This is a genomic window from Pseudoduganella sp. jia 9 (assembly GCF_055502615.1).
Genome location: NZ_JBUPWE010000014.1, coordinates 1 through 20,695 on the forward strand (window position 1 = coordinate 1; position 20,695 = coordinate 20,695).

21 protein-coding genes and 3 pseudogenes are annotated in these 20,695 nt (G+C 63.8%); 12 read left to right on the forward strand and 12 right to left on the reverse strand.

Features of this window, described 5'->3' with window-relative positions:
• Positions 1–3 precede the first annotated feature (3 nt).
• Both ACY34H_RS19145 and ACY34H_RS19150 read right to left on the reverse strand, forming a co-directional pair.
• Positions 4–1,215, reverse strand: coding sequence for an ISL3 family transposase (locus tag ACY34H_RS19145; RefSeq protein ID WP_464975433.1), 1,212 nt, complete (start codon positions 1,213–1,215; stop codon positions 4–6).
• Positions 1,216–1,435: 220 nt separating this feature from the next.
• On the reverse strand, positions 1,436–1,612 hold the full coding sequence (locus ACY34H_RS19150) for a hypothetical protein (RefSeq protein ID WP_464979060.1): 177 nt from the start codon (positions 1,610–1,612) through the stop codon (positions 1,436–1,438).
• Positions 1,613–1,703: 91 nt separating this feature from the next.
• Here ACY34H_RS19150 and ACY34H_RS19155 point away from each other — a divergent pair.
• Positions 1,704–1,943 (forward strand): annotated as a pseudogene (locus ACY34H_RS19155) (transposase); the annotation flags it as partial.
• A gap of 103 nt (positions 1,944–2,046) precedes the next feature.
• Here ACY34H_RS19155 and ACY34H_RS19160 read toward each other — a convergent pair.
• Complete coding sequence (locus ACY34H_RS19160; protein WP_464979061.1) at positions 2,047–3,339, reverse strand: PQQ-dependent sugar dehydrogenase; 1,293 nt, start codon at positions 3,337–3,339, stop codon at positions 2,047–2,049.
• Between the two features lie 5 nt (positions 3,340–3,344).
• A complete protein-coding gene (locus tag ACY34H_RS19165) occupies positions 3,345–3,824 on the reverse strand; it encodes a DUF2231 domain-containing protein (protein ID WP_464979062.1) in 480 nt (159 codons plus the stop codon).
• Positions 3,825–4,006: 182 nt separating this feature from the next.
• On the opposite strand from ACY34H_RS19165, the gene ACY34H_RS19170 reads away from it, so the two are divergent.
• The 4 genes from ACY34H_RS19170 to yacG all read left to right on the forward strand — a co-directional run bounded on the left by ACY34H_RS19170 (position 4,007) and on the right by yacG (position 6,536).
• Entirely contained in the window at positions 4,007–4,882 is an 876-nt protein-coding gene (locus ACY34H_RS19170; protein ID WP_464979063.1) for a prepilin peptidase, read from the forward strand.
• A gap of 9 nt (positions 4,883–4,891) precedes the next feature.
• On the forward strand, positions 4,892–5,515 hold the full coding sequence (gene coaE / locus ACY34H_RS19175) for a dephospho-CoA kinase (RefSeq protein WP_464979064.1): 624 nt from the start codon (positions 4,892–4,894) through the stop codon (positions 5,513–5,515).
• A gap of 73 nt (positions 5,516–5,588) precedes the next feature.
• A complete protein-coding gene (zapD, locus tag ACY34H_RS19180; RefSeq protein WP_464979065.1) occupies positions 5,589–6,344 on the forward strand; it encodes a cell division protein ZapD in 756 nt (251 codons plus the stop codon).
• Positions 6,345–6,356: 12 nt separating this feature from the next.
• Positions 6,357–6,536 carry a DNA gyrase inhibitor YacG gene (gene yacG / locus ACY34H_RS19185; RefSeq protein ID WP_131147573.1) on the forward strand — a complete coding sequence of 60 codons (180 nt, stop codon included), beginning with the start codon at positions 6,357–6,359 and terminating at the stop codon, positions 6,534–6,536.
• A gap of 144 nt (positions 6,537–6,680) precedes the next feature.
• Here yacG and ACY34H_RS19190 read toward each other — a convergent pair whose 3' ends face one another.
• From ACY34H_RS19190 to argJ, 3 genes are read right to left on the reverse strand one after another with little or no spacing between them, the layout of a single operon-like run.
• Positions 6,681–7,076, reverse strand: a complete 396-nt coding sequence (locus tag ACY34H_RS19190) for an NUDIX domain-containing protein (protein WP_464979066.1) — start codon at positions 7,074–7,076, stop codon at positions 6,681–6,683.
• On the reverse strand, positions 7,073–7,975 hold the full coding sequence (locus tag ACY34H_RS19195) for an ATP-binding protein (RefSeq protein ID WP_464979067.1): 903 nt from the start codon (positions 7,973–7,975) through the stop codon (positions 7,073–7,075). The genes ACY34H_RS19190 and ACY34H_RS19195 overlap by 4 nt, the downstream gene beginning before the upstream one ends.
• On the reverse strand, positions 7,975–9,210 hold the full coding sequence (gene argJ, locus ACY34H_RS19200) for a bifunctional glutamate N-acetyltransferase/amino-acid acetyltransferase ArgJ (protein ID WP_464979068.1): 1,236 nt from the start codon (positions 9,208–9,210) through the stop codon (positions 7,975–7,977). Before argJ ends, ACY34H_RS19195 begins: the two co-directional genes overlap by 1 nt.
• 323 nt (positions 9,211–9,533) lie before the next feature.
• Between argJ and ACY34H_RS19205 the strand changes: the two genes are divergently transcribed.
• The gene (locus ACY34H_RS19205; RefSeq protein ID WP_464979069.1) at positions 9,534–10,757 is read left to right on the forward strand and encodes a porin; all 1,224 of its coding nucleotides are present in this window, start codon (positions 9,534–9,536) and stop codon (positions 10,755–10,757) included.
• 9 nt (positions 10,758–10,766) lie between these two features.
• Complete coding sequence (locus tag ACY34H_RS19210) at positions 10,767–11,186, forward strand: type 2 periplasmic-binding domain-containing protein (protein WP_464979070.1); 420 nt, start codon at positions 10,767–10,769, stop codon at positions 11,184–11,186.
• A gap of 171 nt (positions 11,187–11,357) precedes the next feature.
• Here the strand turns inward: ACY34H_RS19210 and secA are convergent, their stop codons facing one another.
• Positions 11,358–14,126, reverse strand: coding sequence for a preprotein translocase subunit SecA (gene secA / locus ACY34H_RS19215; RefSeq protein WP_464979071.1), 2,769 nt, complete (start codon positions 14,124–14,126; stop codon positions 11,358–11,360).
• A gap of 228 nt (positions 14,127–14,354) precedes the next feature.
• Here secA and ACY34H_RS19220 point away from each other — a divergent pair, with 228 nt between their 5' ends.
• Complete coding sequence (locus ACY34H_RS19220; protein ID WP_464979072.1) at positions 14,355–14,888, forward strand: DciA family protein; 534 nt, start codon at positions 14,355–14,357, stop codon at positions 14,886–14,888.
• A 31-nt stretch (positions 14,889–14,919) separates the two neighbouring features.
• Here the strand turns inward: ACY34H_RS19220 and ACY34H_RS19225 are convergent, their stop codons facing one another.
• Both ACY34H_RS19225 and ACY34H_RS19230 read right to left on the reverse strand, forming a co-directional pair.
• Complete coding sequence (locus ACY34H_RS19225) at positions 14,920–15,393, reverse strand: AtaL-like protein (RefSeq protein WP_464979073.1); 474 nt, start codon at positions 15,391–15,393, stop codon at positions 14,920–14,922.
• A gap of 15 nt (positions 15,394–15,408) precedes the next feature.
• Positions 15,409–15,828 (reverse strand): annotated as a pseudogene (locus ACY34H_RS19230) (NmrA/HSCARG family protein); the annotation flags it as partial.
• A gap of 2 nt (positions 15,829–15,830) precedes the next feature.
• Here ACY34H_RS19230 and ACY34H_RS19235 point away from each other — a divergent pair.
• Positions 15,831–16,190: pseudogene (locus ACY34H_RS19235) on the forward strand (LysR substrate-binding domain-containing protein); the annotation flags it as partial.
• Between the two features lie 11 nt (positions 16,191–16,201).
• Here ACY34H_RS19235 and lpxC read toward each other — a convergent pair.
• Both lpxC and ACY34H_RS19245 read right to left on the reverse strand, forming a co-directional pair.
• On the reverse strand, positions 16,202–17,134 hold the full coding sequence (lpxC, locus tag ACY34H_RS19240; protein WP_464979074.1) for a UDP-3-O-acyl-N-acetylglucosamine deacetylase: 933 nt from the start codon (positions 17,132–17,134) through the stop codon (positions 16,202–16,204).
• Between the two features lie 74 nt (positions 17,135–17,208).
• On the reverse strand, positions 17,209–18,051 hold the full coding sequence (locus tag ACY34H_RS19245) for a DMT family transporter (protein WP_464979283.1): 843 nt from the start codon (positions 18,049–18,051) through the stop codon (positions 17,209–17,211).
• Between the two features lie 150 nt (positions 18,052–18,201).
• On the opposite strand from ACY34H_RS19245, the gene ACY34H_RS19250 reads away from it, so the two are divergent.
• The 3 genes from ACY34H_RS19250 to ACY34H_RS19260 all read left to right on the forward strand — a co-directional run bounded on the left by ACY34H_RS19250 (position 18,202) and on the right by ACY34H_RS19260 (position 20,685).
• The gene (locus tag ACY34H_RS19250; protein ID WP_464979075.1) at positions 18,202–18,702 is read left to right on the forward strand and encodes an SET domain-containing protein; all 501 of its coding nucleotides are present in this window, start codon (positions 18,202–18,204) and stop codon (positions 18,700–18,702) included.
• Between the two features lie 277 nt (positions 18,703–18,979).
• Positions 18,980–19,849, forward strand: coding sequence for a PEP-CTERM sorting domain-containing protein (locus ACY34H_RS19255; RefSeq protein WP_464979076.1), 870 nt, complete (start codon positions 18,980–18,982; stop codon positions 19,847–19,849).
• The gene (locus ACY34H_RS19260) at positions 19,846–20,685 is read left to right on the forward strand and encodes a PEP-CTERM sorting domain-containing protein (RefSeq protein ID WP_464979077.1); all 840 of its coding nucleotides are present in this window, start codon (positions 19,846–19,848) and stop codon (positions 20,683–20,685) included. The genes ACY34H_RS19255 and ACY34H_RS19260 overlap by 4 nt, the downstream gene beginning before the upstream one ends.
• The last annotated feature ends 10 nt before the right edge of the window (positions 20,686–20,695 follow it).

The window sequence follows — 20,695 nt, forward strand, 5'->3', positions numbered from 1 at the left end:
GGTTCATCGCACTTTGCCGGGGAACGCATTCTTGATTTTCAAGAAGAAGTAGGATGCGTCCCGGAATCCGTAAGCCATGCGTTTGATCACTTTGATGCGATTGTTGACGCCTTCCAGGATGGATGAGTTCATCGGATAGATGGCCGAAGCCAAGATACCGCGCCGGTATTTGGCCAAGCGTTTAGCGAACTGGATCAGCGGTGCGATCTGGCTTTCCAGGGCGAGCTTGAGCCAGGTTTTCCATCGACGAGCACCTTCCCAGGCCGATGGCGCATACCAGATCTCTTTCAGTTCGGTCTTGAGCAGGTAGACCGTTGCCAAGGGCTGGTTGGCGGCGAGCAGTTCGTCAAGTTTGATCGCCTGGTCGGTTTTGAGATTGTCGCGATTACGCAGCAAAAGCCATCGGCTGCGCTTGATGACCTGACGGGCTTTTGGCTCTGCACGTAGTGCATTGGCTTGATCGACCCGTACCCGGTCAACGACTTCGCGGCCAAAACGGGCCACGACATGAAATAGGTCGTAGACCACCTCGGCATTGGGGCATTGCTGGCGCACTTCGAGATCCATAGCCGTGTTCATGTCCATCGCCACGGCTTCAATCCGCTGGCAGCCTTCCGGTCCCAGCATCTCGAAAAATGGCCGGATCGCTTCCCGGCTATTGCCTTCTCCAACCCACAATACGCGCATCCGTTCAGCATCGAGCGCGACAGTGGCATAGCGGTGTCCCTTGTGCAGGGCGAATTCGTCCATCACCAGGCGCCGTACACCCTCTGCTGAGAAGTCAGCATGCAAGTGCTTCAAGCGCCGATGATCGATCTCTTTGACGGTATGCCAGTGTAGGCCGGTCAGCCGGGCCACATGTGCTATCGGAAGCAGTTGCGCCAGCGCCTCGACCCACAGGCGCACACGATGCGTAATGCGTGAACGCCGGTCAAGCCAGACAATGTGCTCGGCAACCCGTGCATTACAGTGATGGCAGTCCAGTCGCCGCACTGGCACATCAAGCCAGACGCGTTTGTCCAGAATATCGCGGTCGCGCACCTTGCGTCTTCGGCGCTCATGCACCAAGGCGCAAGGCTGGCGGCACGACCCACACAAAGCATCACTTGTCGGACAGGGTTCGAGAACGATCAGCAGGGAACCGTCTTTCTGTTCTTGGACGGAGTCGAGAATATGGCCTTCCCAAAACGGGAGAGACGACATAGCATTGAGCATGGCGGTGGTTTGAAAGATTGACTTGTTTGGCGACTATCAATCTACCAACTTCAGACCCCCGCCACCACTTCCTGCTCAGATCGTCAATCCCGTCTTCCCCCATTCCCCGCGAAGAACCAAACATAAGGCATCGGAGTCTTCCTCAAGTGATCAGAAAACTGCCCATGCGACTGTAGCCGCGATACGAAGGCGGGAACCGCCCCGAAGCGGACGATGGACTTCACACATCTTCAAGATCAGAAGCCAAGGCAGGATATGCATCCCAAGTAGCGTGGTGACACACAAATTCAGCCTTTGTCTCTCTAGAGCTACGTTTCAAGGCGATCATCTCCAGCAACTCATTTACAAGCTCAGCTTCGAGAAAATAAAGAAACCCTTCTTCCTTGTCGTGCCGCACGAACAAGTCGTCCTTTCCAAGCTGGACGATCTTCGCCTCCTTGAATCGCCCCGGGTTTTATAGAGGCTCCATTGTTTGAGAGAATGGAGCTATGAAGAAGCAACCCATATATTCCCCTGAGGTGATCGAGCGTGCCGTGCGCATGGCCGGCGAGGCACCCAGCGAGTACAGCTCGCAGTGGGCTGCGATCGAATCCATCGCAGCCAAGATTGGCTGTACACCGGAGACGCTACGGCGCTGGGTACGGCAGCAGGAACGCGACACCGGGCAGCGCCCTGGCCCCACTACTGCTGAAGAAGAGCGCATCAAGGCTCTAGAGCGAGAAAACCGTGTGGCAGAGTCATTCTCTGCTGGCATTGAACTTGGCACGCTACCGATGTCCCCACACAGGGGGCAGTTACGCTGTTGCCGGTAACGACCCGAGCAAATCGGCATCACCGGCTCCGCACCACCCTCCACACCGTATTGGCCAGGTCATCCGCGATGATCAGCGCCCCGCGCGGGTCGACCGTCACGCCGACCGGCCGGCCGCGCGTCTTGCCATCGGCGTCGCGGAAACCGGTCGCAAAGTCGACCGGCTGGCCGGCAGGCATGCCGTCCTTGAACGGCACGAAGATCACCTTGTAGCCCACCGGCTGGTTGCGGTTCCAGCTGCCGTGCTCGCCGACGAACGCGCCGTTGGCATACTGTTCGCCCATCGCCGGCACGGAGAAGCTCAGGCCGAGCGCGGCGACGTGCGAGCCCAGGCTGTAGTCCGGCTTGATGGCGGCGGCGACCTTGTCGGGGTCCTGCGGCATGACGCGCGGGTCGACGTTCTGCCCCCAGTAGCTGTACGGCCAGCCGTAGAAGCCGCCTTCGCGTATCGAGCTCAGGTAGTCGGGCACCAGGTCCGGCCCCAGCTCGTCGCGTTCGTTGACCACGGCCCACAGCTTGCCGGTGTCGGGGTGGATCGCCAGCGCCGTCGGATTGCGGACGCCGGTCGCATAGGGCTTGTGGGCACCGGTGCCCGCATCGATCTGCCATACCTGCGCCCGGTCGACTTCGGCCTCCATGCCGCGCTCGGTGATATTGCTGTTGGAGCCGATGCCGACATACAGGAAGCGCCCGTCGGGAGTGATGGCCAGCGACTTCGTCCAGTGGTGGTTGATCTCGGAAGGCAGCTTTGCAACGCTGGCCGGCGGACCGCTGGCCCTGGTCTGGCCTTCCGCATAGTCGAAGCTGACCAGCTCATCCTGGTTGGCCACATAGAGCTTGCCGCCGGCCAGCGCCAGGCCGTAAGGCGCATCGAGCTTGTCCGCAAACACCGTTTTCAGTTCGTACCGGCCGTCGCCATCGGCATCGCGCAGCAGGGTCAGGCGATTGCCGCTTTCGACCTTGGTATTGCCTTTCGCCTTGATATAGCCGGCGATCACATCCTTGGGCTTGAGCTTGGCGGCATTGCCGCCACGGCCTTCCGCGACGAGGATATCGCCGTTGGGCAGCACCAGGGTCTGGCGCGGAATCTTCAGGTCGGTGGCAATCGCGGTAATGGTGAAACCCTGCGGCACCGTGGGTTTCTGGCTGCCCCACGACACCGGTTCAGCGATCTTCATGCTTGGTAGCAAGCCGCGCTCCGGTTCCGGCAGCTTGGGGTCCGGGCCGCGTGCCTGCTGGCTGTCGCCGTTGTCGGAACACGCGGCGAGCAACACGGCCATCCCCAGCAATGCCAGGGGCTTCATTGGCGTCATCGGCTTCATTTCGTCACCTCCAGATGCTTGTCGAGGGTGATCCAGGCTCCGATGCAGGCGAGCACGGCAACGACCACCGACATGATCAGTCCATCCGGCATCGCCGCCCATGCGTCCTTGGCATGGATAAAGGCATTGCCCAATCCCAGCGCCCAGGTTGCCACCAGCAGCAGCAAGGCAATCAGCGGCCGCCCCGTCCTGCGGTGCGCCCGCAGCAGGGCCGCGATGGAAAGCACCAGGGCAAGACCGCAGAAGAGCAGGCCGCCGGCGATGAGCCACGACGCAAAATTGCTCCACTGAATCTGGTAGGTTTGATAGTAGGCAACATCGCTCGCCAATGCGCCGAGAAACAGCGGAACCATCCCGCCGAGCAGGATGGAATGCAGCCGTCCAATCGGATATCGATGGAGCGGGCCGTTTGTTATCTGTGCAGACATGACATGGTCCTCGTAACTGGTTTTCGCTTGATCCAATCGTATCGACATTACAAATCTCCTGTCGCATAGCTGAGCCTGGGGCCTGCGCGACCAGGGCGATCCGGCCCGCCGCGCCGGACAGCGGCGGCGTGAAGCCATCTGCGGCGCGCCCATCTGCAAATGGCGACCGGTGGTGTAAGCTCTGGTTTTCATCTGCCGCCCCGGCAAGCCAGGGATCACGGAACCCACACATGCTCGAGCAACTCTTTCTTTTCTCACCGCCCGCCACCCTCCCCGCCGCGATCATCGCCGCCATCTTCGGCCTGCTGGTCGGCAGTTTCCTGAATGTCGTGATCTACCGTGTGCCGAAGATGATGCAGCGCGAGTCCGACAACTACGTGGCCAGCGAATCGGGCCTGCCGCTGCCGCACACCGACCGCTTCAACCTGATGGTGCCGCGTTCGGCCTGCCCGCATTGCGGCCACCGGATCACGGCGCTGGAAAACATCCCTGTCGTCAGCTGGCTGGCGCTGCGCGGCAAGTGCAGCCAGTGCAAGGCGCCGATCTCGGCACGCTATCCGGTCATCGAGGCGCTGACCGGCGTGCTGTCGGCCGCGCTGGTGTGGCAGTTCGGCAGCGGCTGGACTGGGCTGGCCACGCTGCTGTTCGCGTACCTGCTGGTCGCGATGACGTTCATCGATGCCGATACCAAGCTGCTGCCGGACGACCTGACCTATCCGCTGCTGTGGGCCGGCCTGCTGGTGAACCTGAACGGCACCTTCGTGCCGCTGGCGGACGCGGTGATCGGCGCGGCGGCCGGGTACCTGTGCCTGTGGTCCATCTACTGGCTGTTCAAGCTGGTCACGGGCAAGGAAGGCATGGGCTATGGCGACTTCAAGCTGCTGGCCGCGCTGGGCGCCTGGCTGGGCTGGATGATGCTGCCGACGATCATCCTGCTGTCTTCCATCGTGGGCGCGGTGGTCGGCATCGGCCTGATCCTGTTCGCGAAGCGCGGCCGCGACAACCCGATCCCGTTCGGCCCCTACCTGGCTGCCGCGGGCATGATCGCGCTGCTGTTCGGGCCGCAGATCGCCGCGTTCACGGGGCGCTTCCTCGGCATGGCATAAGGGCGGGACATGAAGCAGCGTTTCACCGTCGGCCTGACGGGCGGCATCGGCAGCGGCAAGAGCGTGGTCGCGCGCCTGTTCGCCGAACGGGGCGTGGACATCGTCGATACCGACCAGATCGCACGCAGTCTCACCGGGCCGCATGGCGCGGCGATGCCTGCCGTGCTGGCCGCGTTCGGCGGCGACTTCGCCGATGCCCACGGCGCGCTGGACCGGGCGAAGATGCGCGCGCTCGTATTCTCGCGGCCGGAGGCCAGGCGCACGCTCGAAGGCATCCTGCACCCGATGATCCGCGACGCGGTATTTGCCGAGAGCCTGCTGGGCACCGGCCCCTACGTGATCTTCGACATTCCGCTGCTGGTCGAGTCGGGCACGTGGAAGGAGCGCGTGCGCCGCGTGCTCGTGGTCGATTGCCCCGAAGCCGTGCAGGTGGCGCGCGTGATGGCCCGCAACGCGCTGCCGGAACAGCAGGTGCGCGCGATCATGGCCGCCCAGGCGCCGCGGCAGGTGCGGCTGGCGGCCGCGGACGACGTCGTCGACAACGGCGGCGCGCTGGACGCGCTGGCGCCGCAAGTCGACAGCTTGCATGCAACTTACTTAGCGATGGCTGAAGAAGCAGTAAGAAACAGTTAACAACGTTTGTATTTTTGCCTCGCATGCCTCAGAATCACGGGCATATTTCAGGCCCACCCACGAGGGATTCACTTTGATCGTCTATGAATATCCTTTCAACGAGCGCATCCGCACGCTGCTGCGCCTGGAGGACCTGTACGAGAAGTTCAAGTTTTTCCTGAACCAGGAACATCCGCTGCAGCACCACGTGGCGCTCGCCACGATCTTCGACATGCTCGAAGTGGCCGGCCGCGCCGACCTGAAGTCCGACCTGCTGCAGGAAATCGAGCGCCAGAAGCAGACGCTGATGGGCTACCGTTCCAACCCCGCCGTACAGACCGAGATGCTCGATGCGATCCTCGAGGAACTCGACAGCGTATCGTCCGCGCTGGTCGCATCGCAGGGCAAGACAGGCCAGAACGTGCGCGACAACGAATGGCTGATGAGCATTCGCGGCCGCACCATCATTCCCGGCGGCGCCTGCGAATTCGACCTGCCGTCGTATTACGCCTGGCAGCAGCACTCGTTCGAACAGCGCTACAACGACATCGCCACCTGGTTCGCGCCACTGGCGCCGCTGTGCGACGCGCTGGCCCTGGTGCTGCGCCTGCTGCGCAATTCCGGCGCGCCGAAAAAGATGATCGCCAACGCCGGCAGCTACCAGCAGATGCTGCAGGGGAAGGTGTTTCAGATGCTGCGCCTGACGCTCGACGAGTCGCTGGGTGCGATCCCCGAGATCTCGGCCAACAAGTACATGCTGTGGGTACGTTTCACCAGCCAGGGCGGCGACTGCAAGCCCAAGCCGCTGGAAGACGACGTGCCGTTCGAACTGACCCTTTGTAATTTCTGATCTTTACCTGCCATGCCAACCGTTGTCGACTGCCCTACCTGTGGCAAGAAAGTGGAATGGAGCGAGAAAAACAAGTACCGCCCCTTCTGTTCCGAACGCTGCAAACAAATCGACCTGGGCGCCTGGGCCGAGGAAAAATACACGATCCCCGGCACCGCCCCCACCGATCCGCTCGAAGAAGACAAGCAATAACAAATAGGGACGGACCCTGTTTTTGAGGAAATTTCCTGGAAAACAGGCAGTCTGCGCACCGGTCCGTCCAAGATTAATGATCCGCTCACGAAGCAAATTAGTTGCCCGAAAAATGGGGACGTACCCCATTTTCTGGGCAACTAATTACCCGCGGTCGATCCACTGCAGCAGCGGGATCGTGGCCGGCAGCAGCGGTTCGACGCCTACTTCCCCCTGCCATGCGAATGCCTGGCCTTCCAGGCTTTGCGGTTCGCCGCGCCATTCGCGGCTGATGAAGAAGTGCAGCCGCACGTGGGCGTGTTCGTACACGTGCTCGACGCCGCACCATTCCTCGGCCGACAGCACTTCGATGCCCAGCTCTTCCATGAACTCGCGCTGCAAGGCCGCGAAGATGGTTTCGCCTGGGTCCACTTTCCCGCCGGGGAATTCCCAGTAGCCGGCATAGGGCTTGCCGGCCGGGCGCTGGCCCAGCAGCACGTCGCCGTTCGGTTTCATCAGGATGCCGACCGCCACGTCGATCGGCTTCGTTGCCTCCGTCATGCCGCTGGCGTCCCGGATGCGTCCGTGTTCATCTTGCCGGCATGGTCGCGGGCGAACTGCCAGGCCACGCGGCCGGAACGCGAGCCGCGCTGCAGGGCCCAGCGCAGCGCATCGCCGCGTGCTTCCTCGATCTGCGCGGGCGTGCAGCCGAACGTGCCCAGCCAGTGCGCCACGATGTCCAGGTAATCGTCCTGCTTGAACGGATAGAACGACAGCCACAGGCCGAAACGTTCGGACAGCGAGATCTTCTCCTCGACCGTCTCGCCGGGATGCAGGTCGCCATCCTCGTCATGCTTGTAGCTGGTGTTGTCCGACATCCGTTCCGGCAGCAGGTGCCGCCGGTTCGACGTGGCGTAGATCAGCACATTGTCCGACTGCGCGGTGACGGAACCGTCCAGCGCCACCTTCAGCGCCTTGTAGCCGCTTTCGCCTTCCTCGAACGACAGGTCGTCGCAGAACACGACGAAGCGCTCGGGCCGGCCGGCCACCAGGTCGATGATGTCCGGCAGGTCGGCGAGATCGGCCTTGTCCACCTCGATCAGCCGCAGGCCGCGGTCGGCGAAGCCGTTCAGGCAGGCCTTGATCAGCGACGACTTGCCGGTGCCGCGCGCGCCCGTCAGCAGCACGTTGTTGGCGGGCCGGCCTTCGACGAACTGCCGCGTGTTCTGCTCGATCGCCGCCTTCTGCTTGGCCACGTTGTGCAGGTCGTCCAGCCTGATCTTCGACGCATGCGCGACCGGCTGCAGCCAGCCGGCCGCACCGGCGATGCCGCTGCGCTTGCGCCAGCGGAATGCGAACGCGGCGTTCCAGTCCGGCGCCGGAAGCGCCGGCGGCAGCAGCGCCTCCACGCGCGCCAGCACGCTTTCGGCGCGGCGCAGGAAGTCTTCCAGGCCCGTCATCAGGAACGGTAATCCGCGTTGATCGACACGTAGTCGTGCGACAGGTCGCAGGTGTACACGGTGGCGGCGGCGCTGCCGCGCGCCAGCTTCACGCGCACGGTGATTTCGCTCTGCTTCATCACGCGCTGGCCGTCTTCTTCCTTGTAGTCGGGGTTGCGGCCGCCGTCCTTCGCCACCCACACGTCGTCCAGCCACATATTGATCTTCGAGACGTCCAGGTCCACGCCGGCGTAGCCGATCGCGGCCAGGATGCGGCCCAGGTTCGGGTCGGAAGCAAAGAAGGCCGTCTTCACCAGCGGCGAGTGGCCGATCGAATAGGCGATCTTGCGGCACTCTTCGACGGACTCGCCCTCTTCCACCGTGATGGTGATGAACTTGGTGGCCCCTTCGCCGTCGCGCACGATGGCCTGGGCCAGGAACACGGAAAGCTCGGTGACCGCGGCCGCCAGTTCGCGGTATTCCGGCGAATCGACCGAGTTCACCTCGAGCGTGCCGGCGCCGGTGGCGATCAGCATGAACGAATCGTTGGTGGAGGTATCGCCGTCGATCGTGATGCAGTTGAACGACTTGTCGGCGGCTTCCTTGACCAGCACGTCCAGCACGGGCTGCGCCACTTTCGCATCGAACGCCAGGTAGCCCAGCATCGTGGCCATGTTCGGCTTGATCATGCCGGCGCCCTTGCTGATGCCCGTCAGCGTGACCGTGTGGCCTGCGATGGTGACGGTGCGCGAGCCGGCTTTCGGCTGCGTGTCGGTGGTCATGATGCCTTCGGCCGCGTTGAACCAGTTGTCGGCTTTCAGGTTCTGCACGGCGGCCGGCAAGCCGGCCTTGATCCTGGCGACCGGCAGCGGTTCCAGGATCACGCCGGTGGAGAACGGCAGGATCTGCTGCGCATCGAAGCCCAGCTCGGCCGCCAGCGCGTCACAGGTGGCGCGCGCATTGGCCAGGCCCGCCTCGCCGGTACCCGCGTTGGCATTGCCCGTGTTGACGAGCAGTGCGCGGATCGGCTTGCCGCCGGCCTGCGCCGCCGCCAGGTTGTCCTTCGAGATCTGCACGGGCGCCGCGCAGAAGCGGTTCAGCGTAAACACGCCGGCCACGGTGGCGCCCTCGGCCAGTTTCATTACCAGCACATCCTTGCGGTTCGGTTTCTTGATGCCGGCTTCGGCGTAACCGATCTCGATACCGGCGACGGGTTTCAGCTCAGCGGCGACAGGAATGGGGGAATTGACGGCCATGTGTTGTTCTCGTGCGGGTTAGTGAAATCGCTATTTTAAACCCTGTGACAACAGGTGGCGGGCGGTACCCGGCCAGACGGGAAAGACTTATATTTTTTTATAGTAATTGTTTCCAGATAGCGCAATCAGTTCACAAAAAACGACAGTAACTTTCATCGTATACATCTTCCGATAAAGAAAATTTGGTGCCGTGCGGAAATATCCAATAAGGTGGAGGCCGCATGCATTTTGTCGTGACCAACGCGCCGCTCCCCTACCTCCGCAGCGGCCCCACGGCAGGCAGTACCCCATACAAAACAATCATCGGATCGGAATCCTTCAGCATGAAAATGAAACTGTCAGCAGTACTCGTCCTGGGCGCACTGGGCCTGATGCAGGCCGGCGCGGCCAATGCGGTTGCCATCGGCGACGGCAACCTGAACGTCAGCGGCTTCGGCACGCTGGCCGCCGCGAAAAGCAACACGGAAGATGCACGCTTCACGCGCGCCAACCAGCGCGAGGGCACGGCCGGCACGAGCACGCTCGGCCTTGATTCCAACCTGGGCCTGCAGGCCACGTATACGTTCTCGGACAAGCTGTCCGCCACCACCCAGATCCTGTCGCGCAAGTCGACCGGCGACAGCTTCACGACCGAGCTGGCATGGGCGTTCGTCAAGTACAAGCTGAACGACGAAGTGTCGTTCCGTGCCGGCCGCATCGTCGTGCCCGCATTCCTGATTTCGGATTACCAGAACGTGGGCTACGCGAACACGATGATGCGTCCGCCGGTGGAAATGTACGGCCAGATGTTCATCGAGAACGCCGACGGCGTCGACGTGAACTGGCAGCGCGCCTTCGGCGATACGAACGTGACGGCGCAGGCCTTCGTCGGTATCGCGCGCGGCAAGTCCTATGTATCGAGCGACCATTCGTCGCCGCGCTACCAGGCCCCGGTTGGCGGTTTCGCCGTCAGCGCCGAGCATGGCCCGGTCACGCTGCGCTTTGCGCATGCCCAGGGCAAACTGAAAGCCACCGACGTGAAGCCGATCAACTCGCTGACGGCCACGCTGGCCTCGGTGGGCTTCGGCCAGCTGGCCGACGACATCACGATCGCCGACTACAAGCGCGTGGCCTTCACCTCGGTGGGCCTGATGGCCGACTGGAACAACATCGTGGTGCAGTCCGAATTCGGCATGCGCCGCGCCAAGGACCCGGTGTACCTGGCCGACAGCAATGCCTGGTACACGATGGTGGGCTACCGCTTCGGCAAGGTGTTGCCATACTTCTCGCACGCCAAGTACGACGGCAAGGGCTCGACCGTGGCTGTGCCGGCCGCGCTGGCCCGCATCCCGACGCTGAACGCCGGTGTGAAGAACCTGCTGGCACCGGGCAGCCAGTCGTCCAATACCGTCGGCGTGCGCTGGGACTTCGCTTCGTCGGCGGCACTGAAGGTGCAGGTCGACCGCGTCAAGCCGGGTGCCAAGAACGGCTTCCTGAGCGACGTAACGCCGGCCGGCGTCGGCAAGAAGGTAACCGTCGTCGCGGCAGGCGTGGACTTCGTTTTCTAAGGAATACACATGAAAAAGATCACTATCACGCTGGTCATCGCCGCCCTCGCCGCGACGGCCTCCATCCTGCCTTCCTCGGCTTTTGCCGAGACCGTGGTCATCGTCAGCGCAAAGAACCCGGCCACCCGCATGTTCTCCGAACAGGCGGCCCAGTTCTTCCTCGGCAAATCGACGATGTTCACGCCGATCGACCAGGCCGACGGCTCGGCGATCCGCAACGAGTTCTACAAGAAGGTGACCGACAAGGACGCCGCCCAGGTGAAAGCCATCTGGTCGAAGCTGGTCTTCACCGGCAAGGCCCAGGCGCCGAAGGAGTTCAAGTCGAACGCCGACGTGAAGAAGGCCGTGGCGGACGATCCCAAGGCCATCGGCTACATCGACAAGTCGGCGGTGGACGACACCGTCAAGGTGATCCTGACGCTGCAGTAAGCAGCCTCAGCCAGCATCGCGAAGCCCGGCCCTGTGCCGGGCTTTTTCATGCCAAAACTGGGGACGTACCCTTGTTTTCAGGAAGCATTGCCTGAAAACAGGGGTACGTCCCCGGTTTTTTTGTCTACGGTATCGGGCGAAAAAAAACCGGGGCGCGCCCCGGTTTTTGCATCAAGCCAGCTTGCCGTGGCAAGCCTTGAACTTCTTGCCGCTGCCGCATGGGCATGGATCGTTGCGGCCGACCTTCGGCCCGACCTGCACCTGGGCTTCCGGCATGCCGCCGGGAGCCGGATGGGCGGTCGGTGCCAGCAGTTCTTCCGGCGCCGCGTTCGGATCGAAGTCGGCGTGCTGGAAACTGACGTTTTCCAGGTGCGTGGCGGCCATGGCCGCCTCGGCCGCTTCCACTTCCTCGCGCGACTGGATACGCACGGTCATCACCTGGCGCACCACTTCGTTCTTGATCATGTCCAGCATCTGGGCGAACAGTTCGAACGCTTCGCGCTTGTATTCCTGCTTCGGGTTCTTCTGCGCGTAGCCGCGCAGGTGGATACCCTGGCGCAGGTGATCCAGCGCGGCCAGGTGTTCGCGCCAGTGGCTGTCCACCGATTGCAGCATCACGCTGCGCTCGAAACCGCCGAACGCTTCCTTGCCGACGATGGCGATCTTGGCGTTGTACTGCTCGTCCGCCGCGGCAACCACGCGCTCGGCGAGGTCTTCGTCGGTGAGGTTCGTTTCCTTCTCCAGCATCTCGGCCAGCGGCAGGTCGATATGCCATTCGGCCGCCAGCGTGGCCTGCAGGGCCGGCACGTCCCACTGCTCTTCGACGGATTCCGCCGGCACGTACTGGCGTACCAGATCGGTGAACACGCCATGGCGCAGGTTCTGGATCATTTCCGCGATCTCGGTGGCTTCCAGCAGCTCGTTACGCTGCTGGTAGATCACCTTGCGCTGGTCGTTGGAGACGTCGTCGTATTCGAGCAGCTGCTTGCGGATATCGAAGTTGCGGGCCTCGACCTTGCGCTGCGCCGATTCGATGGAGCGCGTGACGATACCCGCCTCGATCGGTTCGCCTTCCGGCATCTTCAGGCGTTCCATGATCGCGCGCACGCGGTCGCCGGCGAAGATGCGCAGCAGCGGATCGTCCAGCGACAGGTAGAAGCGCGACGAGCCAGGGTCACCCTGGCGGCCCGAACGGCCGCGCAGCTGGTTGTCCACCCGGCGCGATTCATGGCGCTCGGTGCCGATGATGTGCAGGCCGCCGGCCGCCACCACCTGCTCGTGCAGCGCCTGCCAGCCGTCGCGCAGGGCCTGCGCACGGGCTGCCTTGTCGGCCTCGGACAGGCTCGCATCCGCCTCGAGGAACTTGATCTGGTTCTCGACGTTGCCGCCCAGGACGATGTCGGTACCGCGGCCGGCCATGTTGGTGGCGATCGTGATGGCCTTCGGCGAGCCGGCCTGCGCGATGATCTCCGCTTCGCGGGCATGCTGCTTCGCGTTCAGCACGTTGTGCGGCAGCTTGGCCTTGTCGAGGATCGATGCCAGCAGCTCGGAATTCTCGATCGACGTGGTACCCACCAGCACCGGCTGGCCGCGCTCGTAGCAGTCGCGGATGTCGGTCACCATCGCCTGGTATTTTTCCTGCGCCGACTTGTACACCTGGTCCTGCTTGTCCTTGCGGGCGGACGGGCGGTTCGGCGGGATCACCACGGTTTCCAGGCCGTAGATGTCCTGGAATTCAAACGCTTCCGTATCGGCGGTACCGGTCATGCCGGACAGCTTGGCGTACATGCGGAAGTAGTTCTGGAACGTGATCGAGGCCAGCGTCTGGTTCTCGTTCTGGATCTTGACGCCTTCCTTCGCCTCCACCGCCTGGTGCAGGCCGTCCGACCAGCGGCGGCCCGTCATCATGCGGCCGGTGAATTCGTCGACGATCACCACTTCGCCGTTCTGCACCACGTAGTGCTGGTCCTTGTGGTACAGCGCATGGGCGCGCAGCGCGGCATACAGGTGGTGCACCAGCGTGATGTTGGCGGAGTCGTACAGCGAAGCGCCTTCCGGCAGCAAACCCATGCTCGTCAGGATCGCCTCGGCCTTTTCGTGGCCGGCTTCGGTCAGCAGCACCTGGTGCGCCTTCTCGTCCTTCGTGTAGTCGCCCGGCACTTCGACACTGCCCTTGCCGTCCGGCTTTTCTTCGCCGATCTGCAGGGTCAGCAGCTTGGGCACTTCGTTGATCTTGTGGTACAGGTCGGTGTGGTTCTCGGCCTGGCCGGAAATGATCAGCGGGGTACGGGCTTCGTCGATCAGGATCGAGTCGACTTCGTCGACGATCGCGTAATTCAGGCCGCGCTGCACCCGGTCGCGGATGTCGAACACCATGTTGTCGCGCAGGTAGTCGAAGCCGAACTCGTTGTTGGTGCCGTAGGTGATGTCCGATGCATAGGCCTGCTGCTTGATCGCATGGTCCATCTGCCCCAGGTTGACGCCCGTGGTCAGGCCCATCCAGCGGTACAGCTTGCCCATGGTCTCGGCATCGCGCTGGGCCAGGTAATCGTTGACGGTCACGATGTGCACGCCCTTGCCGGACAGTGCGTTCAGGTAGGCCGGCAGGGTTGCCGTCAGCGTCTTGCCCTCGCCGGTGCGCATCTCGGCGATTTTTCCGTAATGCAGCACCATGCCGCCGAGCAGCTGCACGTCGAAGTGGCGCATCTTGAAGACGCGCTTGGAAGCTTCGCGGCAGACGGCGAAGGCCTCCACCAGCAGATCGTCCAGCGTTTCGCCTGCCGCCACGCGCTCCTTGAAGGCGGGCGTTTTCGCCTGCAATTCGGCGTCCGACAGCTTTTCGTACTCGGGCTCGAGAGCGTTGATTGCTTTGACGGTTTTTTGGTATTGCTTGAGCAGCCGCTGGTTACGGCTGCCGAAAATCGCGGTCAGTAAGGACATGCTTGAATTCTTGAATAAACGCCGTTAAAAAAAGCTCGCTTCGCGACCTCGCCCAAAGCCTATGGCAAAAGACCATGATTTTAGCACGGGGGTACATTGGGATGGCTGCCGGAAAGACAATAGCCGACAGGCATCGCGGTTCACCCGCTGCGGCCCACCTGCGCGCCTGCCCCGCTTTCTGCCCCGCCTCTGCCCCCCATTCCTCCCTGCGCGTGTCCGCGCCCATGCTTGCGCTACCACGGCGCCGATGCTGCATGCGCGGCGAGGCTATGCTATGTTTCGCGCATGCGATTCAACTCCCGCGATCTGACCCGTTACAACCGGGCGGCTGTCGAAGCCACCGACTTCCTGCGCCGCAACGACCGCCTCGCGGCGCTGCTGCCGGCCGTCCAGCGCATGGCCACCTTGCAGCAGGACTGTGCGAAAGTATTGCCGACCGCTTTCAACTTTTGCGAAATCATCTCGTTCGAGGCCGGCCAGCTGGTGTTGTCGACACCGAACGCCTCGGTTGCCGCCAAGCTTAAACAGCAATTGCCAAAATTGCAAGAAGCACTGGCCAGCAAGGGCTGGCAGATCGACAACATCCGTCTGAAGGTGCAGATGATGAAGGCGATGACGACGCCACCCGTGGAGCGGCGCCAGCTCGTCATTCCCGAAGTGGGGGTCGATTCGTTTGCCCGGCTGTCCGAAGAACTCGAGCCGACCAAGGCCAATGCCACGCTGATCGCGGCACTGAGAAACCTGGTGGCGCACCGGCGCTAGTGGCCGGTGCGCCCGGCCTGCGCCAGCCGGGTCAGATGCTGCCTTCCCCGATCAGCGCGCGGGTGCGCGCGAGCGTGGACAGCAACGCGGTGCGATAGCCGCCGTCGCTGTCCATCCACGCCTGCTCGGCCTGTTCTTCCGGCCCGCCCGGCGCCTTGCCGCGCAGGCCGAGGTAGCAATAGAAGCGCAGCTGCAATGCTCCCTGCCCATCCTCGAACAGTTCGTTGACGATCACGCCCTCGCGCGGGCCTGCCGCCTGGAAGAACGACACCTTGCTGCCGGGCTCGAAGGCGATGATCTCGCGCAGGTCGTCGCCCGCAATCGTGGCTTCGCGCACGATGTGCGTGGTGCTTTCCTCCACCACTTCGCAACGGGTGCATAGCCCGGGCGGCAGGAACAGGCGCGCGTCGCGGGCTTTCCTGACGAGGCCGGCCCATGCCTGCTCGCGGGTCAGCGGCGCTGCGCCTGCCGGGTTGACGGGGATGGTTGCGGTCGAATGGATCATGGTGTTCTCCCTGGCTCAGGCCGCGATGGTGGCGGCAACATCACGATAGGACGCCAGCGGGCGGCCCAGCAGCGCGACGAGGCGCTCGACATCGCCCGGCTCGGCCAGCATGCCGTCGCTCTGGAAGCGCTCGCTCATCAGGCGCATGTCGTAGGCCATCCACGACGGCATGAAGTGGCGCAGGCTGTGCTCGAAGGCGGCGGTATCGTCGCCACCGTAGGCAACCGGCCGGTCCAGCACCTGCGACCAGATCGCGGCGACCTGGGTGCCGGTCAGCGTATCGGGACCGACCAGGTTGAAGCGCTCCGTCGGCAGCGGGCCGGCCGCCTGCTCGCGGCGCAGCAGTTCGATGGCGGCGATCTCGCCGATATCGTGCGCCGATATCATGGCCAGCCCTTTGCCGCCAATCGGCGCCGGGTACACCCCATGTCCCACGATCGCCTCCCGTGGTGCGCGGCGCGAATGGCCACCCGGAAAGCTGGATGGTGAAGGTGGCCGGGGAGACGTCGCCCCTGATGGTGGAGCCGGTGCTGTCACTGTCGTCGCTGATCATGGTACGCGACGCCGTGCGCGCGGGCGTGGGCGCGGCGCGGCTGCCGATCTCGCTGGCGGCGCGCGACCTGGCGGCCGGCCGGCTGGTGCAATGGGGGGATGTGGACGGGCCGGAGATCGCGCTGTGGGCGCTGTATCCGTCGCGCCGGCTGTTGAACGCCCGCGTCTCGGCCTTCCTCGATTACCTGCGGGAAGCCTTCCCGAACGGCACGCCGGACGAGTTGGCGGCCCTGCTGGACGCCTGAGCGTCAGCCGGTCAGTTGTAGGCCCACTCCTGCTCCAGCTGGCGGGCATACGACGGCGGCGCCTGGTCGGCCGACTCGTAGCTGACGAATTCATACGCGTCCGGATTGGCCAGCAGTTCGCGCAGCAGCTTGTTGTTCAGCGCGTGGCCGGACTTGTGCGCCTCGTAGGCACACACCAGCGGGTGGCCGATCACGTACAGGTCGCCGATGGCGTCGAGGATCTTGTGGCGCACGAATTCATCGTCGTAGCGCAGGCCGTCCGGATTGAGGATCCGGTACTCGTCCATCACGATGGCGTTTTCCAGCGAACCGCCGCGCGCCAGGCCGATCCCGCGCAGCATTTCCACGTCCTGCATGAAGCCGAACGTGCGCGCCCGCGCCACCGCCTGGATATACGACTGGCTGCCGAAATCGATCTGCGCGCGCTGCGCGGTGCCGTCGACCGCCGGGTGGTTGAATTCGATGAAGAAGTCCAGCTTGAAGCCGTTGTGCGGCACCAGCCGCGCCCACTTCTCGTTGGCGCCCTGCCCTTCGCGCACCTCGACCGGCTGCTTGATGCGGATGAATTTCTTCGGCGCTTCCTGCTCCGCGAGGCCGGCCTGCTGCAGCAGGTAGACGAACGACGACGCCGAGCCATCCATGATCGGGATTTCCTCGGCGGTGACGTCGATATACAGGTTGTCGATGCCCAGGCCCGCGCAGGCCGACATCAGGTGTTCGATGGTCGACACGCGGGCGCCGTCGCGGATCATCACGGTGGCCATGCGGGTGTCGCCGATTGCCAAAGGGCCAACCGGGAACACGACCGGCGGCTGCAGGTCCACGCGAGCGAAGACGATGCCCGTGTCGGGCGGAGCCGGGCGCAAGGTCAGTTCGACCTTGGTGCCGGAGTGCACGCCGACACCGGTGGTGCGGACTTGTTCTTTGATCGTACGTTGTTTCATTTCACGATTATATCGGCTTTCCAGGCCCTGCGTTCTTATGCAAAAAGGGATAAAAGCATGACAACATGCGGGTTTCAGGGGTGTTCCGCCTCGCTGTGCACTGCCTCGCGCCGCACCAGGTAGATGCCGCTGCCGATGATGATCGCGGCGCCTGCCAGCGTCCACTGGTCCGGCAGCGTGCTCCACAGTGCCCAGTCGATCGCCACGCCCCAGGCCAGCGCCGTGTACTCGAACGGCGCGACGATCGAGGCCTTGCCCATGCTGAATGCCCTGGTGATCGCCAGCTGGCCGAGAAAGCCGGAGAACGCCAGGGTGGCGATCACGGGCCAGTCGTCCCAGCGCAGCGGCACCCAGGCCGGCCAAGCCAGCGGCAGCGCGCCCGCGCCGATCATCACCAGCAGCCAGAACATGATCTGCTCGTTCGAATCGGTGCGCGACAGGATGCGGCTGGCGATCGCGGAAACCGCATAGCATGCCGCCGAGCCGAGGATCGCCAGCCCGGCCAGGGAAATGAAGCTGGTGCCTTCCGGCCGCAGCACCACCAGCACGCCGACCAGGCCCACGCCGATGGCCAGCCACTGCATGCCGTCGACTTTTTCCTTCAGGATGAAGACCGACAATGCCGTGATCAGCGCGGGCGCGATGAAGAACACGGCATACGTTTCAGACAGCGGCAGCGACTTCAGGCCGTAGGCGAACAGCGTCAGCATGCCGATGCCCAGCGCGCCGCGCAGCAGCTGCAACGGCCAGTTCACCTTGAAGATGCCGCGGAAGCCGCCGCGGTACGCCACGAAGGCGCAGACCAAGGGCATAGAGGAAAAGGCGCGCAGCACCGTCACCTGCATGGCCGGATAGCGGGCGGCAAGCAGCTTCATGGCCGTGTCCATGATCGAGAACATCGCGACGGCGATGACCATCGCATAAATGCTGTGCAGGTTTTCCTTGGCTTGCTGTTTCAAAGGCGATTCCCGATGTGCCGATCGTTGGTGAGCCGGCCATTGTAAATCGCCATGCCCGAACAGTGCACGGCTGCGGCGTGGCCAGGATGAAAACGGTATGATATTTACATGACCACGCCCGCCACCAAACCGAAAACCACCGCCATCTTCGAAGTGCATGATTCGCCGATCCACGGCAAGGGCGTATTCGCCCGCCGCAAGATCCCGGCCGGCACCCGTATCGTCGAATACACCGGCGAGATCGTCGACTGGGATGAGACCTGCCGCCGCACCGCCGAAAAAAACGGCCCGATCAACCACACTTTCTTTTTCACGCTCAATAACGGCCTGCTGATCGACGGCGGCGCCGGCGGCAACGAGTCGCGCTTCATCAATCACTCCTGCGATCCGAACTGCGAGGCGATGGAAGAAGACGACCGCGTGTTCATCCACGCGCTGCGCGACATCGAAAAAGGCGAGGAACTGCGCTACAACTATGGCCTGATCTACGACGAGCGCCATACCCCGGCCGTGAAGAAGGCCTTCGCCTGCCGCTGCGGCGCGCCGAACTGCACCGGCATCATGCTGGCGCCGAAGAAGCGCAGCCGGGGCAAGAAGGCCGCCGCGTAAATGTAACTGGCGTAGCTGATCTACAACGTTGCCTTAACGCAAGATCGTTAAATCATCGCCACGCCAGTACCTCCCCGAAAGGGGAATGGTTTTCTTGCCGGACGCTCAACTGCCGTGCTCGTTCCGCTTACACCTGTCTCTGTCGAATTACGCCACGGATATACCGCTTTCCCTCCTTAATTGTTGCCTACAGTAACTTTGTAACGGCAGGGCCAACGCTGCTTCAGGCCGTGTCCGCCTACGCATAATGAAATTCCTGACAACAATAGGAGTTTCAATGAAAAGCCTGGTAATTCACCTGCTGGCCACATCCGTGCTGGCGGGCATGGCGCAAGGCGCCGCCGCAAGCGCCACGAGCGCCGGCGGCATCGGCGCGGTCACGATCACGCTGATCGACCTCGATCCCGACGACGGCATCGCGCCCTCGCTGCTGTTCGCTCCGGATACCGGAGGAAACAGCGGCGGCACGGTCAGCGGGGAGCTGCGCTCCTTCACACCCAACGAGGAAAGCTTTCGCGAATTCCGCAGCCAGGGGTTGGGACTCGCATCGCCGGTCAGCGCCGGCCGGGACCTTGCAATGGCGTCGGGCAGCGGCAGCATTACCGGGCTGGCCGGTCCCGGTTTCTCGGCACTCGCCGCGCAGGGCCAGGCCGGCAGCGGGACCGCTTCGCGCGGTACGTATGACGTGACGGCGCAAAGCGCATGGGTGGGCTTCACGCTGTCCGCCAACACGGCGGTGCGCTTCTCGGCCAACGGCTGGGCGCAAGGCACGACCTCGACCGGCGGCGACCCGAGCACCGGCTGGGACGAAGCCGGCGGCGCACTGGTGGCACTGGGCGTCGCAGGCTTCGACAGCACGGGCACGCTCGTGTGGGACGAAGACCAGCAAGTCGCCACCGCACGCTACACGCTCGATGACGCCGGCAACGTGCAGGGCGATGCGCAATCGTGGAGCGGCCTGCTGTCGGTCTCGTTCAGCAACACGACCGGTGCCAGCGCGGACGGCATTTTCACGGCCGAGGCCAGCGCGTTCGGCCACTCCGCCGTTTCGCCCGTGCCCGAACCATCGTCCGGCCTGATGCTGCTCGGCGGCCTGGGCCTGGTCGGCATGATGGCCCGCCGCCGCCCGGCACGGGAGGCCGCATGAAACGCTTCCTTCTTGCCGCGGGCCTGATGGCCGCCGCGACGGGCGCCCTGGCAGCCGCCAGCAGCAGCGTATCCATCAACGGCGTGACGATCACGCTGACCGACCTTGACCCGAACGACGGCATTGCCGCGGCGGCCACGATGATGCACGGCAGCCAGCCCTACCTGAACATCGGCAGTGCCAGCCTCGATCCGGCGTACAGCAACGACGCTTACGCAGCGCTCGGCACGCATGGCGGCAGCGTGCTGCACGGCGACGTCGGCACCGCGTTCTCTCACTCGTCGGCAACCATCGCTGGCCAGGCGTCGATCGTCGGCTATTCCAGTATCGCGCTCGATGGCGCGGCGCTGAGCGCTGCCGCCGGCCATGGCGAATACGGCGCGACCGCGGCGCCGTACACCGCGATGAACATGCAGGTGGCCGCCAACACGCGGGTCACGGTCACGTTCGACGCCAGTATCGACGTGGCGACGACGCTGGGCCTCGATGCGTCGGGCAACGGCGAGCGCGCGATGGGCCGCGTGATGATGGCGTTCGACGGACTGGATGCGGACGGCGCCTGGGTCATCGACGAGCAATGGCAGGAACTGGTCGCCGGATACCGGCTCGATGCGGCGGGCAACGTGCTGGGCGACAGCCTGCACTGGGATGGCCAGCTGTCCGTCAGCTTCTCGAACTGGACCGGCGGCGACACGGTCGCCACGCTGTACAGCGAGGGGGGCATTGGCGGGAATTCGGTGGTGAGCGCCGTGCCGGAACCGGCCACGTACGGCATGCTGCTCGGCGGGCTGGCGGTGATGGGCGCCGTGGCGCGGCGCAGGAAGGCGGTGCGCTGAGGTTCCAGGG